The 15,570-nt window shown below is 60.5% G+C and carries 12 protein-coding genes; 2 read left to right on the forward strand and 10 right to left on the reverse strand.

The annotated features are described in order from the left end of the window. Positions 1-6: 6 nt before the first annotated feature. A complete protein-coding gene (locus BLR92_RS10975; RefSeq protein WP_089728454.1) occupies positions 7-558 on the forward strand; it encodes a DUF488 domain-containing protein in 552 nt (183 codons plus the stop codon). 9 nt (positions 559-567) lie between these two features. Here the strand turns inward: BLR92_RS10975 and ku (BLR92_RS10980) are convergent, their stop codons facing one another. From ku (BLR92_RS10980) to BLR92_RS11025, 10 genes are all read right to left on the reverse strand, one after another. Further along, positions 568-1,647: a non-homologous end joining protein Ku gene (gene ku, locus BLR92_RS10980; RefSeq protein ID WP_089728455.1), complete on the reverse strand. Its 1,080-nt coding sequence runs from the start codon at positions 1,645-1,647 to the stop codon at positions 568-570. Continuing rightward, the gene (gene ku / locus BLR92_RS10985; protein ID WP_089728457.1) at positions 1,640-2,416 is read right to left on the reverse strand and encodes a non-homologous end joining protein Ku; all 777 of its coding nucleotides are present in this window, start codon (positions 2,414-2,416) and stop codon (positions 1,640-1,642) included. The genes ku (BLR92_RS10980) and ku (BLR92_RS10985) overlap by 8 nt, the downstream gene beginning before the upstream one ends. After that, positions 2,417-2,617: a hypothetical protein gene (locus BLR92_RS10990; protein ID WP_089728459.1), complete on the reverse strand. Its 201-nt coding sequence runs from the start codon at positions 2,615-2,617 to the stop codon at positions 2,417-2,419. Next, on the reverse strand, positions 2,614-5,211 hold the full coding sequence (gene ligD, locus BLR92_RS10995) for a DNA ligase D (RefSeq protein ID WP_089728460.1): 2,598 nt from the start codon (positions 5,209-5,211) through the stop codon (positions 2,614-2,616). The genes BLR92_RS10990 and ligD overlap by 4 nt, the downstream gene beginning before the upstream one ends. A 78-nt stretch (positions 5,212-5,289) precedes the next feature. After that, a complete protein-coding gene (locus BLR92_RS11000) occupies positions 5,290-6,834 on the reverse strand; it encodes a hypothetical protein (RefSeq protein WP_089728461.1) in 1,545 nt (514 codons plus the stop codon). 10 nt (positions 6,835-6,844) lie between these two features. Then, positions 6,845-8,611, reverse strand: a complete 1,767-nt coding sequence (locus BLR92_RS11005; RefSeq protein WP_089728463.1) for a hypothetical protein — start codon at positions 8,609-8,611, stop codon at positions 6,845-6,847. Positions 8,612-8,696: 85 nt separating this feature from the next. Further along, positions 8,697-10,487 carry a tyrosinase family protein gene (locus BLR92_RS11010; RefSeq protein WP_217636572.1) on the reverse strand — a complete coding sequence of 597 codons (1,791 nt, stop codon included), beginning with the start codon at positions 10,485-10,487 and terminating at the stop codon, positions 8,697-8,699. Between the two features lie 390 nt (positions 10,488-10,877). Next, a complete protein-coding gene (locus BLR92_RS11015) occupies positions 10,878-11,261 on the reverse strand; it encodes a hypothetical protein (RefSeq protein WP_089728465.1) in 384 nt (127 codons plus the stop codon). Further along, positions 11,251-12,672, reverse strand: coding sequence for a PAAR domain-containing protein (locus BLR92_RS11020; protein ID WP_175488790.1), 1,422 nt, complete (start codon positions 12,670-12,672; stop codon positions 11,251-11,253). The genes BLR92_RS11015 and BLR92_RS11020 overlap by 11 nt, the downstream gene beginning before the upstream one ends. Before the next feature lie 149 nt (positions 12,673-12,821). After that, complete coding sequence (locus BLR92_RS11025; RefSeq protein WP_089728469.1) at positions 12,822-13,331, reverse strand: hypothetical protein; 510 nt, start codon at positions 13,329-13,331, stop codon at positions 12,822-12,824. Between the two features lie 346 nt (positions 13,332-13,677). On the opposite strand from BLR92_RS11025, the gene BLR92_RS11030 reads away from it, so the two are divergent. Continuing rightward, complete coding sequence (locus tag BLR92_RS11030; protein ID WP_089728471.1) at positions 13,678-15,360, forward strand: FMN-binding glutamate synthase family protein; 1,683 nt, start codon at positions 13,678-13,680, stop codon at positions 15,358-15,360. Positions 15,361-15,570: the final 210 nt, after the last annotated feature.

Here is a 15,570-nt window from a genome sequence, read left to right on the forward strand (position 1 = left end):
GTCGATATGCAAAAGGCTCACCAACCGGCAACGATCTGGACGATCGGTCATTCCAATCGCAGCCAGGAGGAATTCCTGGCGCTACTCGATAGCTTGCGTATCGAACAGATCGTCGATATTCGGCGCTTCCCCGGCTCGCGCCGTCAGCCGCAGTTCGCTGGCGAGGCCCTCGCTCATGGCCTCGCGAAACATCGCATCGCCTATCGGCATTTGCCCGAGTTGGGTGGGCGACGCGGGCGTCCGGCCAGTGATTCGCCCAACACCGGCTGGCGCGTGGCCCAGTTCGCCGCCTATGCCGATCATATGCAAACCGAGGAGTTCGCCCAAGGCCTGGAGGCGTTGATGCTCATCGCCGATACACGTCGCAGCGCCATGATGTGCTCCGAAGCAGTGCCTTGGCGCTGCCATCGCCGGCTGGTTGCCGATGCGCTCACGGTAAGAGGCTGGAAAGTGTTCGATATCATGGCCAGGAACAAGGCGACATTGCATACGCTGACCGATTTCGCCAGCGTTCAAGGCGGTGTGCTGACCTATCCGGGTGATGATATCGAGGGCTAGCGCGACGGCTCATTCAGCGTCGCCAATGGCCTTGCTGAGCTGCTCTTTGCTCATGTTGCTGCGCCCAGCGATGCCAAGCTGCTGGGCACGCTTATAAAACTCGCTCCTGGTGCCTCTGGCCGCCTTGCCTTTCGATTCGGCTTTACCCCCGGTTGGGCCGCCGGTTACCGGAGAATAGCCCTGCGCCAGGCTCTGCTTGAGAACCTGCATCAAATCGACGACTTCGCCGCCCTGCTCGGCCTCGTCTTCCGGCTCCTCGGGCGCATCGATCACGTCCTCGCCCTTGTCGAGTTTCTTGTGCACGCGCTCGAGCACCCGCTGGCTGTGACGATCCTTCAGGACTTCGCGGTCAAGCTTGCTTTTCGTCAGTGCCTTGATGTTCTTTTCGAACGTGCGCACCCGCCTGCCATCGGCTTTCTCGGTCTCGGGCAATCCGATATCCGACGGCGTTCGCAGCTCGTCGCAGAAGCGCAGCGCCTCGGCCCGCAGAATGCCTTTCTCGGCGACGATGGCGATCAGATATTCCTTGCCGCGCATCACGAAAGTGGCGATGCCGGCGCGTCCAGCGTCTTGCATGCTGCTGGCGAGCAAGCGGTAGGCTTTGGTGGCGCCTTTTTCGGGGGTCAGGAAATAAGCGCGCTCGAAGAACATGGGATCGATTTCATCGCGCGCGACGAAGCGTTTCAGGTCGATCTCCTGAGACTTCTCCGGCGCCAGCTTGTCGAGCTCTCGGTCCTTGATCACCACGAATTCGTTCTTCTCGACCTCATAACCGCGCACCAGTTCGTCCTGCGTCAGTGCGCGCTGCTCCTTTTCACAGAAGTAGCGCCGGGCCAGCGGCATGCCATTCTCGTCGATCATGCGCAGCGCTACCGGTTTGGAGCGGTTGGCGGGAAATAGGCCTACCGGCAAGCTGACCAGGCCGAAGGCGATGGTACCCGACCAGAACGGTCGCGGGCCGCTAACGCGGGTTTCGTGCCTATCCTGGCGACCCTTCTTGCCGCTGGCTTTGCCACTCTCGGCCTTTTTTCCACCGGCTGGCTTGCGCTTGCAGGTTCGCTCCTTGCCTTGCGTCTTTTTGCTAGGCACGCTCGCGCTCCTCTTTCAGACTCGCCTGCAGCGCCTTTGAAAGGTCGTCCGAAGGTTTGCGGCGACGAATCGGCGTGACTTTGACTCTGCCACCGCGCTGCTTGGCCTCGATCAATTCCATCACCCGCTCGCGGTACTCGTCTCGATATTCCCCGGGCTCGAAGGGTGCCTCGAGCATCGAAATGAGCTGGCCGGCCATGGCCAGTTCCTTGGCGTCGAGCTTGGCGCCTTGCGGCGCTTCGAGCGCATCGACGGATACCAACTCCTCGGCATGACGCAGCGACATCAGCATCGGATAGCCTTCATGCAGGCGTAGCGCGCCCACGTAGCCTTTCTTACGCATGACCCAGCGCGCCAAGCCCTCCTTGCCGGACGTTTCGAGCGCTTCGATCAGCGCGAAGTAGTCTTCCTCCAGGCCATCCGGGCCAAGATAATAGGGCCGGTCGTACCAACGGTGATCGATTTGGGTGGGTGGCAGAAAGCCGACCACCTCGATATCCCGCGACGATTCCGGCTCCAGCGCGTCGAGTTCGCCCTTGTCGAGCACGACCATGCTGCCTTCATCGGTAACATAGGCCCGGCGCGTGTCCTGGTAGGCAACCACCTGGTCCGTTTCAGGGTTGACCATGGCCTGCCTGACCGGGGATCGGTCCTTGCCATGCAACAAGCGAAAGTGGATATTGCGATCGCGCACCGCGGAGTAGAGTTTTACCGGTACCTGGGCGTCGCCGAAGCGGATTATGCCCTTCCACATCGCTCTCGCCGCCATTCACGTATCCTCCTCATGGCACTCGCTGCACGTCACCTCGCGACTCTCGCGTATCTCCATCATGCAAAAAGGGCAGATCGGTCGGTCGCAATGCACGCAGTGGTAGATCGCTTCGTAATGAAAGGTACGTTGGCAGAAATCACAGGCTTGCGCGCCGAGCTCCAGCCACCAGGGTGTCGATTGCACTGGATCGTCGCTCACGTTTTTCCCTCCACGCTGCGTTTCATCTCGGCGGTGATCGGTCGGCTGGCCTCGGCAAAACCCTGCCAGGGGTCTTCGCGCAGCGACGACAGCCGGCGACGCAGGTTTTCGATGGTGTAACGATCGGAGCGCAGCGCGGCGTTCAGTTCGTCCCAGCGCACCGGCACCGCGACCGGTGCGCCTTCCCTGGCGCGAACGCCATAGGAAGCGATCGCCGTGGCGCCACGCCCGTTACGCAGGTAGTCGATGAAAATCCGCCCCTCACGTTTGGCTTTGGACATATTGGCGGTCAGCCGTTGGGGCTCTTGCTCGGCATGGCGTTGAGCGACGGCCTTGGCAAAATCCCTGACCTCGTCCCAACCGGCCTTGGGTTCGAGCGGCACAACCAGATGCAACCCCTTGCCACCGGTGGTGCGCACGAAGCTTTGCAAACCCAGCGCCTCCAATCGCTCGCGCAACGTGCCGGCGACGCGCAGAATCTCCTGCCATTTCACTTCCGGCGCGGGATCGAGATCGAACACCATATTGTCGGGGCGTTCGATATCGCCGATTCGGCTGCCCCAAGGGTGGATTTCCAGCGCCCCGGCCTGAACCAGCGCCACCAGGTCGGCGGCGGTCTTCACGTAAACGTATTCCGCCGAGCCTTCTTTCTCGGTAATCTCGACACGCGGCACGCTGGCGGGAATCGCCACCCGCGGATGTTTCTGAAAAAAACACTCCTTGGTTCGCCCCTCCGGGCAGCGCACCAGCGAGAGCGGGCGCTCTCTAAGGTGCGGCAATATCCAGTCCTGTATATCGTCGTAATAGCGGGCCAGATCGAGCTTGGTCAGACCCTGCTCGGGGTACAGGACGCGATCGGCGTGGGTGAGGCGAACTCCCAGTAACTCGGCGTTCGATGCCGTGCCGGACGAAGGTGTCTGACTCGTCTTCTTGTCGGACTCGGTAGATCGAGAAGCGGGCTTACCCTGATCGCGACTCATGCGAATCTCCTCTGGCTCACGGTCTTCACGCAGGCCACGAAACGCCGGGTGGCGCAGCCGACCGTCTCGCGTACGCTCGGTAAACTCCACCTCGATCACCAGTTCGGGGCGTACCCAATGCACCGAGCGAGCATCCGGCACCGGGCCATTGAACGGTGATTTCTCCACGTCGAGCTCACGCAACGTGGCGTGCAATTCATCGAGCTGGCGAGCGCTGAACCCGGTGCCCACCCGGCCGGCATAGTTGAAGCCACCGTTAGCCTCGAAAGCCCCCATCAGCAATGACCCGAAGCCGCTGCGCGAACCGCCGGGATCAGTGTAGCCGCCGACCACGAATTCTTCGTAATTGGCACATTTCACCTTCACCCACTGCTTGCTGCGGCCCGGGTGGTAGAGGCTACTGCCGCGCTTACAGACGATACCTTCGAGGCTCAGGCGGCAGGATTGCTCGAAGAACGCCTGACCCTGGGTATCGATATGATCGGAATAACGCACACTGCTATTCTTGCCGCCTTTCTTATCGCCATGCCCAGTGGCGCCGACGACCCCCGACGCGTCGAGCAGTTGTGAAAGCACTTGCTTGCGTTCGATAAGCGCGACCTGCGTCAGGTCATAGCCTTCGAGGTGAAGCAGATCGAACGCCTGATAGACGAGCCCGGCGGTCTTGCCACGGCTCAGTGCCTCCTGAAGGCGGCGAAAGCTGCTAGTGCCGTCGCGGGCGAGCGCTACCACTTCGCCGTCGATCAGAGCGTGTTCGACCGGTAGCTGCGATAGCGTATCGGCGAGCTCGGGGAAGCGATGCGTCCAGTCCTTGGCGTTGCGGGTGATGAGCCGAACCTCACCCCGCTCCAGCCGCGCCATGATCCGATAGCCATCGAACTTGATTTCATGCAGCCAGTCCTTGCCCTTCGGTACTTCACGAACCAGGGTGGCGAGTTGCGGGTGAATGGCGGCGCTTTTGGCAAGCGGCTGCTTGCGGGCGCCCTTGAGCAGCGAGGGATCGGGCGACTCGGGCGATTCCGCCGCACCGTGTTTCGTCCAGGTATTGTCGCGATCTTCGGCAATTTGCGCCATGCTGCGCCCACTGACCACGCTGCGATCGTCATCCACGCTGACCGTGGATCCTTTGTGCTTGCCGTCATCGTGGCGCTTGATCAATAGCCAGTTCTTGCCGCTCTTGTCTTGCTGACGGCGCCCGCTCATGCGCGTCAGCGTCCAGGCGCCGTTGAGCTTCTCGCCCTCGAAGACAATATCGAATCGGTCCTTACCGGGCTTGCCGGTCGACGACCAGCGCCCCCGATCCCATAGCATCACCGTGCCGCCGCCATAGGCTTTCTCGGGGATCACCCCTTCGAAGTCGGCGTACTCGAGGGGATGATCCTCGACCTGAACGGCCAGGCGCTTTTCGCCGGGCTCGAGGCTTGGCCCCTTGGGCAGCGCCCAACTCTTGAGCACGCCGTCCTGCTCGAGGCGCAGATCGAAATGATCGTGGCTGGCGGCGTGCTTGTGTATCACGAACAGGCTGCCGGAAGGCGAATCGCCACGCTCATCGCCCGCTGGCTCGGCGGTGCGCTTGAAGTCGCGTTTGCGACGGTATTCCTTGAGCTTCTCCATGGGTCCCCTCTTCCTTGAGCGAGAGTTCTATGGATCAGCCTAGTCAAGCAGGCGCGTGGCGCCAATGCGGCCATCGCATCATTCGTCGCCGGGCTCAGCGCTGCTTTCGGCCCGGAAGAAGATGAAACTGAAGTCGGATGCCAGGTCGCGACTCGTGGCGATGGTGGCGTTCTTATGGCAGTCGGTACAAGCCTTGTCCTGCACATAGGTTTCCATGGTCACGTTCGCGACCGGCTGATTGCCACTACTGGTCATGCTGGAAACCTTGAGCGGAACGGTTTTACCGGGAGCGGTATAAGGCCCCACCGGGCTTTGCGCCCATTGGGTATTGATCAGTTGATAGTACTGGAATACCGACTTGCCCCCGGTCACCTTGGCGATCTTATCCTGCATCGCGAGGTTCAGTTGCATCGTCTCGCTAGGGATTGGGTATCGGCGTTCGACTTGGACGGGTTCCGACATGGGATAAAGCGGCTTGCAGTTTCCCTTGGTGTCGCACTTCACCCGCGGCTGATTGGGGGCGCAGTCACGCTTGGGGGTAGCGGATGCGCAGTGCGGGTCATAAAACGAAAACCCGTTGGGGTGAGTGTAGCCGGCACCCGGGGTGGGGACGTTATCGATATGTTCGAAGGTTGCCCATATGAAGTTCGGAAAATGTTCGCTTTTGAGTATGAAGTGAAAACCAACCATCCCCATGACCGCCTGTTGGCAGTCGCCGGTCTTGGGGTTCGTGAGCCAGGCCTTGGCGGTGTGATAGCGCGGCCAGAGCTTTTGACGATCGCTGAGGTTACGCCAGGCGACCTTGATCTCCATGGCTCCGCGATCCTGCCAGGATTGCACTTCCCCTTGAGGCGGCTGCCCCGTAGGCAGGGACAAACCCTGTGTATGCTGGCCATCCTGATTGGTCGCGACCGCCTGCTGCCGAGACGCCAGGTAAAGCTGGTTGTCGACGATATACTCGAACTCGGCACGGCTGACCAGGCGCTCGAACCATACCAGTTCGCCGGCCTGGTCGGTTAGCCAACCACCCACCGCCTCGCTCGTCTCGTCGGGATTGATCACGCTGGCTGCAAGCCGCGCCTGAATGCCGCCACCCGGCACCTTGGAGAGACTGTTCAATTGCCGCCCCATGCCAGCACCAGTGGCCTTGCTGCAGGTTCCCGGGGCAGGCGACGGGACTCCCCAGGCGGTGGGTTTAGCCTCGTCGGCGAGAAAGATGTCCTGCACCGGCTTGAAGGTTTCCCATACACGCGGGCGGCTTTCTCTACCGAGAGGATCGGCGGGTATGCCCCAATCGGCTGCCTGGAACTGGCGGTCGGGTTCTCCGGCCTTGTCGGGGTCATCGGGCCAGCGGCTATCGACCGGCCATTGCAGGGCAGCGAAGGCCTGCCAGGCGAAACAATCCACTACCGGCTGGCTGCTTGAGGTGTAAGCGCCCAGATCGCCGGCCAGAAATTGCGGGCTAGTAGGGTCCAGCACCGGCACCATGTCAGCCGTACAGCCCCAGGCCGGCGTTACCGTCGCCGCGTCAACAGGAGGCGTTACCGCCTCCCCTGCCTGTACTGGCGCACTCAAGGCCGCCATGATCGACAAGCCACGCCAGGCATATGTGAATACCCTCATGATCCGCTCCTTACTTTCCGCTCGGCGCGGCAACCATCCCCAGACCGGTCTCAAAGGGGTGCTCTGCGACCGAAGTATTCCCAGCCTCCCATGGGTTCAAGGCTCGTATGCCAATGGCACCGGGCTGAGCGGAAGCATCGACGCTGATTTTCAGCAGATAACCCTGGGTACCGCCGCCGTCGGTCTGGCCGGGAATGGCGCTGGCATCCGGTAGATACTCCACGACCTGGGCGTTGACACCGGCACGATCGAACTGAATTCGCGCGTTATCCGCCGTAGTGTCCCGGCTGGCCCCTTGTACCACCAGCATGAACAGGTTCGAGGCGCCGGGTTGCAGTAGCGCCGGCAGATCGGAGGCACTCAAGCCGTAGAACAGCGCCTCGGGCACCATCTGCACCGGCCAGGGCTGCATGCGCGCCTCGATTTGAGACGTGACGCAGGACTGGGGCTGGTTGGGCGGCGTGTGCTGATCGGGCTTCATGGCGCTGACGCGTAAAGCGATCTTGAAGGTCTTGGCAATCTGCCCGGCATGACGGATCGGCTGGCCGTTGATCTTGATGTCGCCGATACCGTAGCCCCGGTCCGCCGGCACTTCGAAGACAGCCTGCAGGATGGAATCCTTGTCGCTCGCGCTGCTGCCTTGCCCCGTACTGCCCCGAGTCACTTTCCAGAAAGCCGAGGCGCTGGTTCCATCGGGCGTTTCGAAAAGATCCCAGTTGGGAGTTTGAATGTATAGCCCGACCGGATCGGCCAGCGAGATGCGCTGCTTCTGGCCACCCACCACCGCATTGCCCTGAGCGCCGATATGCGGATCGCTGTTGCGAAAATTCTGCCCATAGCGACTGCAGCAGATCAGGGCTTGAGGGTTCGACGGGTTCGCCGCCTTGCGCAGTATGCTAGATGCCGCCGCCAGGTATATCTCCGCGCTCAGGGTGTTGGGAGGACTGGTCAAGTGCATGGCTCCGCCCTGCTTGCCGGGCACTCGCCGGGTGCCGCGATTCCACTTGTTGGTCGGATCGTAGGCCGGATACCCGGTGGTGGGATCGACGACGGCCTCGCCCTTCTTGCCGGTGGGCGTATCTGCGCTATAGCGCAGATACAGATCCTCCAGCACGGCCGCCGAGTCGATGTAGCGCCGATACAAGGCCAATACGATGTTGGGATCGATGCGCCACAGGCTCAGCCAGTAGGCCGGATTCTCGCAGGTGAACATCACCGATTGAATGCTGGATGCCTGCGAGTCGCCGTAGGTGATCGACCATTCACAATACTCATCCAGCCAGCCGCGTGGCCCCGGTGGGGAGAATGCCACCCATTTCCCCTGCCAATCGATCTCGGGGCACTTGGTCGCCGGGGTCTTGAGAATATTCGGCGCCTTGGGATCGGCATCCCACAGCTTCCACGTCGTGTCGCCCAGGGTGATCTGGCCATGATCCGCCAGCTCGAGAAGCTGCGAGTCGCTGAGCGCCTGGCTCAACTGACCGCCATTGCTTACCTGATCGTTTTGAAAGAAGGTCGTCAGGCGATTCGGGAACGGCTGCCAATCGATGGGCAGCGAATCGCCCTTGGGCCAACCGGTCTCGGTGGGATCGAAATACCAGTCACGCGGGGCGTCATACTGGTTGGACCAAGGGTTGCCGATAATGCCCATGCGCGTCCAGCCGGTCAGATGTTCATCCCAGGTGGCGAGCAACTCGGGCAGCGCATCTTCACGTCCTATGGCAGTGAGATCCTTGGGCCCCTGCAGGGCGGGAGTGTTGAAAGTATAACGGCTCATACCGACGATCCTCGCGGGTTGCGATGCGATTGAGGGTGAACCGCGATCAATCCCTCACGCGGCTCGACAGCAACTACCCGGCGGCTCAATGGCACGCCGGGCATTCTTGCCCGGTTTGGCGAGAGCCGCCCGGCGACGGCCAGGGCGCTCCCCAACGCGCTTCGGGAACGAACCCCGGCAGCGCTCGATACTCATCGACGGATACCAGCGCGCCGCTGGCCAGGTCGGTGACGATCAAACTGACAGATACCTCGGCCTGCGCCTCCAGCCCAAGCCGCTGGGCATTGCGGGTGGCATTGAGCACGCGAGTCACACCCTGGCTGACACATCGCCCCTTGTCGTCGCGGATACCCATGCCGATACGGGTCAACCGGCCGACATAATGGGGGTTGTCTGGATCCACTGCGTCCAGGGGAGGGTCGGCCTGATCGATGAAGACATCGATCAGATAGCCATCGTGGGTGCAACGCACGCCCTCGAACAGGAGGTACAGCGCCAGCGTCTCGTTAGCGCCCTGAACGGTGACGCCATGTGCCGTTTCACCCTGGTACTCCGGGTAACGTGGTGGGTCATAGTCATATCCCAGCCGGTGCGAATCCCTGGCGAGATCGCCGATGGCGGTATAGCGCCAATGACGTGGGTCCGTCAGCGAGATCTCCTTGACCCCGGCGCCGATGAACGGTTGCAAGGGATAACCCGCGGTGTATATGGCACCGGGATGCGCACGCAGCCAGACTTCGAGCATGCGGTCGATATTGGCGTGATAGGACCAGAAAATGGGGTCAAAGGCGGTATAGGCGTTATCCGCCATATCCGCCCCCAACCAGCCATGGAAGTTGTCGTGCGGCTGCTCGTAGAGCCCATCGAAATTGCAGTTGCGATACGGATAGTCGGAATCGGGCGGTGGTGGATCGAAGGAGGGAATGTTCGCCCAGGGGTAACCGGGCCAACCTTGAGGATGACTGAAGGTATCGAACTTCAGGGCATCCAGAATCTGCTGCTGATAGAGGCGCACCATCTTGAACTTCTTGATCCGCGCCTGCCGCTGGTCGTCGCCAGTGGTATACAACAAGGGGTCACGGTGCACCCAGGTGCAGCTATTCGGCGTTTTTTCATCGACCGGCATCGCACCTTGGCAGATCTTGCTACAGCCATCTTTCGCGGCAGCATAGCGCAGCGGATTGGGTCGCCTTTCCCCGCTGCGAGGATGCACGTATGTCTCATCCTTGAAGGCTTGGGGAATCCCCGCGGCGGAATCGCCGTCGATGCTGGTGCCGGCCGCCATGAAGTTCCAGTACGGCACCGGCATGCCGATCAAGTGCTCGAACCACATTAGATAGGCGCGATGCCAGAAGGCGAACGCCTCCTGATAATGCAGGCACCAGTTGGTATGCAAATAGGCGAGTTTCTGCCACGGCGCGTCCGCTGCCGGGTCCCTCACCCGCAAAACGTCATCCAGCAACATGCGGTAGTGATCCAATTCATCCTGGGACAGCGTCTCGATATCCCGGCGCCTGGCGATCGTTATCGGCTGTGCATCCCAGAGGGGAATGCGCTCCTGATAATCGATGGGATCGCTGGACGAATGACGCCAACCGTCATTGATCCAAGCCGCCAACGAACGCAGTGCCGGCTCCGGCCAATACTGGCGCGAGTCCGTCGTCAACGGCATGTTACGGGAAGCCAGATGGTTGAAGATGGTCACGCTCCACGCCTTGACGCTAGCGTAGTCGTTCAACTGCACGCCGTAGCCGCTCATGCAGCCTTGCCATTGGGCGGCGATGGCGGCACGCTTCGGCTCGGGCAGCCAATCCGGCGATGCGAACAGCGCCGCGATTTCGTCATTCCAGGTGGGATGATCCGGTATCGAGGGCATTATTATTTTTCTCCCAGGCTATCGTGACGTAGCAGCTGCTTAGCGAGTGCTAAATCACCAATACCTGAATTGTAGTTCATCTCACTCTATAGGATGAGATGGAAAAATAATGTCAGCGATTCCTGACAACTTCTGTAGGAAATTGACGATAGGATGCGTAAGCCAAAGCCCATTCTCGAGCACCGAGATGCCCCCGCCGGCCGGGTTGCGTCTAAAACGGCGGCCAGGGATTCGGCAAGGTCGCTCCGCCGCAAGCGCTGAACACTTCTCGATCCAGGTCGATATAGCCTGCGCAGCCCTAGGGAGTCACTTCATGGCGGCCCTGGCCACGTTCGATGTGCGTCGCGTAGCCGGGAATGTCGCTCGCATCGTTATTACTGCGGTGATAACTCAATCAATCCAGCCTTTATACTTACCAAACCCCCACAGAGCGGTCAGCATTACTAGTAGGGTGGCCGCAAAAATGTCAGGAATAATAATCCAGAGCTTTAGTCTTCTAGGCAGGTTTTCAATCGTCTTCTCATCTATGTCTGATTGCTTGCAATAAAATCTAGGGAAAGCGACTGCACAACCTAAATAAGTGAGACGAATCATTCTGTCGACAGGGCCGCCGCTCCAAGCGCGACGATTGCCATGTGCATGGTCTTCTTCCCTCAAATGGGCCTCGATTTCCTCCAGCTTTCTATAGGCCACATATAGCCAAGTTGAGATAACTAAGAGCATTAAAAAGATAACTACTCCGGCTAGTAGAGCTGCTATCTCTTCAATCGCCATTTATCACCTCGTACAAATTGTCTCCAACCCACTCGCCAGTTTCGCCTCCGATGTTTCCTCCAGCAATTCCTCCTAAGCCAGCAGCAACCAGCCCGCATGCTAGTGTACCTACACCACCTGTCGGTAAGCCTATGGCTACGCATAGCGAGACACCTGCAAGAGCAGCAAGTTTAGCGGCGATAGCGCCCCCACCAACCCCACCAACAAACTTCCCGGCCTTGGTATATGTCACCCGCTCGCATTGATCCTCTCGCCCGGTGGTGCAGACTTCCTGAACCCTGGTATAGGATGCCACGCCACCCAGCCCCACGCCGATCCAGCCACCTGCCTTGATGTACTTGGCCGCCCTGGCGACGCCTTCGATGTGCGTCGCGTAGCCGGGAATGTCAGCCACGCCGCCTTCGCGCCAGTGATGCGTCAGGCTGCGGGTCGAGATGCCCAGTGCATGACGCAGCGAGGGATGATCGGGAAAGCCGATGCCCCGGCGCACCAACGGACCCATCGCGCTGTTGAGTTGACCGAACAGCCGACGCCGCTGGGCGAGGAAATCCGGGTTGTTGAGGTTGCCGTGCTCGGCGAAGCTGCGCTGATGCAGGCGCTCGATGCTGCGTAGCGTACGCTCGACCGTCGTCAGGTGCTTGCCGACCATGGCGGTGGCCACGCCCACGCCGGTCGAGGAGTACTCGAGAAACGCCGTGAGGGCGGCATGACGGTCGACCAGGAAGGCGGCGTCTTCGTCGCTCAACGCGGCCAGCGCGGCATCGACCCGGGCCGCCGCGTCGCGCAGCCGGGCGTCTTCGGCCGTGCATTGCCGGTTGTCGGGGTCGCTGAGCACGGCCATCTGGCCGGGCTTGGCCCACTCGGCGAGGTGCGGATTCAGCGCGCGAAACTTATCGCGTGCCTGGGGCGTCGCCTGACCCAGCAATTCGGCTTCGAGCTGTCGGCCCGACATCGCTCGTTCGACGATATGAAAGCCCGGCGCCACGCCGTCGGAGGTTGCGTCACTCTCGAACTGCTCGGCTGCTGTCGAAGGCGTCGTGGTCGGCGGGGCACCGGCTGGCGAGGCCGACGCGCCGGAAGCGGCGGCATCGGCCATGCCGACATCGGCGGGAGACGATTGCTGAAAGCGAAACCCGCCGATCTCGATGCTGGTCGGCGAACCGGTGGTCACGCTCGCGCCGGTGATCACCTGGCCACCGCAGGAGGTCTTACTGCCGTGGATCGCGGCGGGGCTGTCTTCGATCTCGAACCAGTTGGCGCCGGTGACGATCGTGGCCCCGCAGGAGCTCCTGTCACCGATGCGCGCGGCCGGGATATCGTCGACGAAGACCGTGCTCGCGCCGCTGACGATGCTGTGCGGGCCGCCGCTACACTTGCAGACGACCTTGTCGCCGATTTTTGCCAAATCCACGCTGCGTCTCCGTCTAATGACCAAGCTTTCCAGTGTATAAGACGGAGCTAAAAAGAAATGTAGGCAATCGCTGATTTTCGTGTAAGAGATTGCCTACAAGCGAGACCAAGCCGAGGCGAGTCCTGCCGCCTTTCAAGTGGCCTATCGCTTCATGCGCTACGTGAAAATCCCGGTGCGCTCATCAACCACTGGCCCTGGCTTTCTTCCAGAATGCGACACTGCACCTGCGATTGCTTGATAAAGGTAGCGATCAGCGGGTGCAATTCCGGCGTAGCGTTCGACGCCAGCAGCTGGCGATAAAAACGCAGCGACTGGTGCTCGCCGTTCAGCGCCTCGGCCAGTACCGTGGCGGCCATTGCGACGTTGATGACAAAAAAGTGTTTCTCGGAGCCATCGGTATATCGCTCGCGCAGCGGCGATACCGTCAGCGTGGGTTCTGGCGTCCCCGAACGCTCGCAGGCCACTCTCATTTCGTGCAGCCGTTGTTCGCATTCCGTGGCGAGCGCCTCCAGCAGCCGGCTGATGCCGGCATTGAACGGCAGAAAGCGTAACGCCAGGCGTCGATAACGATTCATTTCGTAGTGTTCGTGCGAACTCGCCAATACCAGTAGCTCCTGGGGCAAGATAGTATTTATCGTTGTGTTTCGTGCACGCTGCATCGTCGTCTCCTTGTGACATTGACGTACCGGAACCAGAAATGACCCATCCGGTGACAAAGCCCGACCACTGAGCCCGTAACGCACAATCTACGTTGATCATGGCAAAGGACACCTTAACGTGCGTCATGGTTTGGCCGGTTTTGCGCTGCCAACGAGTAAACACAGTCTGTATGACGTTATGGATACCAACTCCTTGCATAGCGATGACGCTACGTTCGCCATGCCTTGCGGTGCTATCGACTAATATTCGAACCCAACGGTAAACAACGCTGACCGCCGACCCGCCGCCACTTGCAATGGTCGTGATAGTCTTTTTGACTGGTTACCACCACTGCAGGGATGTCCCATGATCGATCCAGCCGTTTTTTCCAGGTTCTCGTCACTCTTATCGCTTCGTTCCGCCAGGCTGCCGTTGCGCTATGGGGTTTACCTCTTCAGCCTGTGCGGCCTGGTCGTGTCGCTGCTTGGCCTGGCTTTAGATAGCGACTGGGGCTGGGCAGTAGCGGGGTTCGGGCTGTTAGCGGCATTGGGTACTTACGATCTACTGCAGAGCCGACGCACAGTGAGTCGCAACTATCCGATCCTCGCGCACTTTCGCTATGGATTGGAGTCGATCGGCCCCGAGATTCGCCAGTACTTCATTCAGACCGACACCGAAGGATGGCCGTTTTCCCGCGAGCAACGCTCGGTGGTCTATCAGCGCGCCAAGAATACGCTCGACAAGAAGCCTTTCGGCTCGGTTCATGACATGTATGCCGAGGGCTATGAGTGGCTGAGTCCATCGCTGATGCCGGAGCGCATCGACTCGCATGACTTTCGCATCACCATCGGCAGGGACCGCACCAAGCCCTATTCGGCCAGCGTGTTCAATATTTCGGCGATGAGCTTTGGCTCGCTCTCTGCCAACGCCATCAGCGCACTCAACGGCGGCGCCAGGCTCGGCAATTTCTATCACGACACTGGGGAAGGCTCGATCTCTCCTTACCATCGCCAGGGCGGCGACCTGGTCTGGGAAATCGGTTCGGGTTATTTCGGCTGCCGCAACGAGGATGGCACCTTCAGCGAGGAGCGTTTTGTCGCCGGGGCGACGCTCGAGCAGGTTCGGATGATCGAGATCAAGCTGTCGCAGGGCGCCAAGCCCGGTCATGGCGGCATCCTGCCGGGTGCCAAGGTTACCCAGGAGATCGCCTCGACGCGCGGCGTGCCGGTTGGCATGGATGTGATTTCGCCCAGCACGCATTCGGCTTTTACCACGCCGCTCGAGATGATGGCATTCATCGCCCGGTTGCGTGAGCTATCGGGTGGCAAGCCGGTGGGTATCAAGCTGACCATCGGTCATCCCTGGGAGTGGTTCGGTCTGGTCAAGGCGATGCTCAAGAGCGGCGAGCATCCGGATTTCATCGTCGTCGATGGTGGCGAAGGCGGCACAGGGGCCGCGCCGCTGGAGTTCATCAACCGGCTAGGCATGCCGCTGACCGAGGCGCTGCTGCTGGTTCACAACACGCTGGCGGGCACCGATCTACGCGATAAGATCCATATCGGCGCCGCCGGCAAGATCGTCTCGGCATTCGATATCGCACGGACCATCGCCTTGGGCGCCGACTGGTGCAACGCCGCACGCGGTTATATGTTTTCGCTGGGCTGCATTCAGGCTCGAACCTGCCATACCGACCGCTGCCCTAGTGGCGTTGCGACCCAGGACACACGGCGCGGCAACAAGCTCGATGTCACCGACAAAAGCCAACGTGTCTATCATTTTCACGACAATACGCTCAAGGCATTGGCCGAAATGCTGGCCGCCGCGGGACTTCGAGACACCTCCGAATTGGGTCCTGAGCACATTCTTCGTCGCGTCTCACGCACTGAGATTCAACCCTTCGCCGCGCTGTTTCCTTACCTGACGCGGGGCGAGTTGCTCGATGGCGCCCCGCAACATACGGTATTCCGTGATTATTGGCATGCCTCTCGAGCCGATTCCTTTCATGCGCCGGCGTCGGTGGCGGCGCTTAGAACCAGCAAGTTGCTCTAAAGTGGTTCGAATTGCTTAGGGAATCGCTGAATAAATCGACGAGCGGAATGAAGGGCAAGGCGCACGGAACACAGAAGGTGAGACATAACATGAGGTTAGGCGAGACTTCGAGTACCGCGCAACGCAGTCATTCGTCCGAGCAGGCATTTAGGCAGTGATTCCTTAGCACTGAAATGATTTCTTTACGACCCAATCGCGCTATTCTCTAGG

It is taken from the genome of Modicisalibacter muralis (genome assembly GCF_900102945.1).
Classification (GTDB): domain Bacteria; phylum Pseudomonadota; class Gammaproteobacteria; order Pseudomonadales; family Halomonadaceae; genus Modicisalibacter; species Modicisalibacter muralis.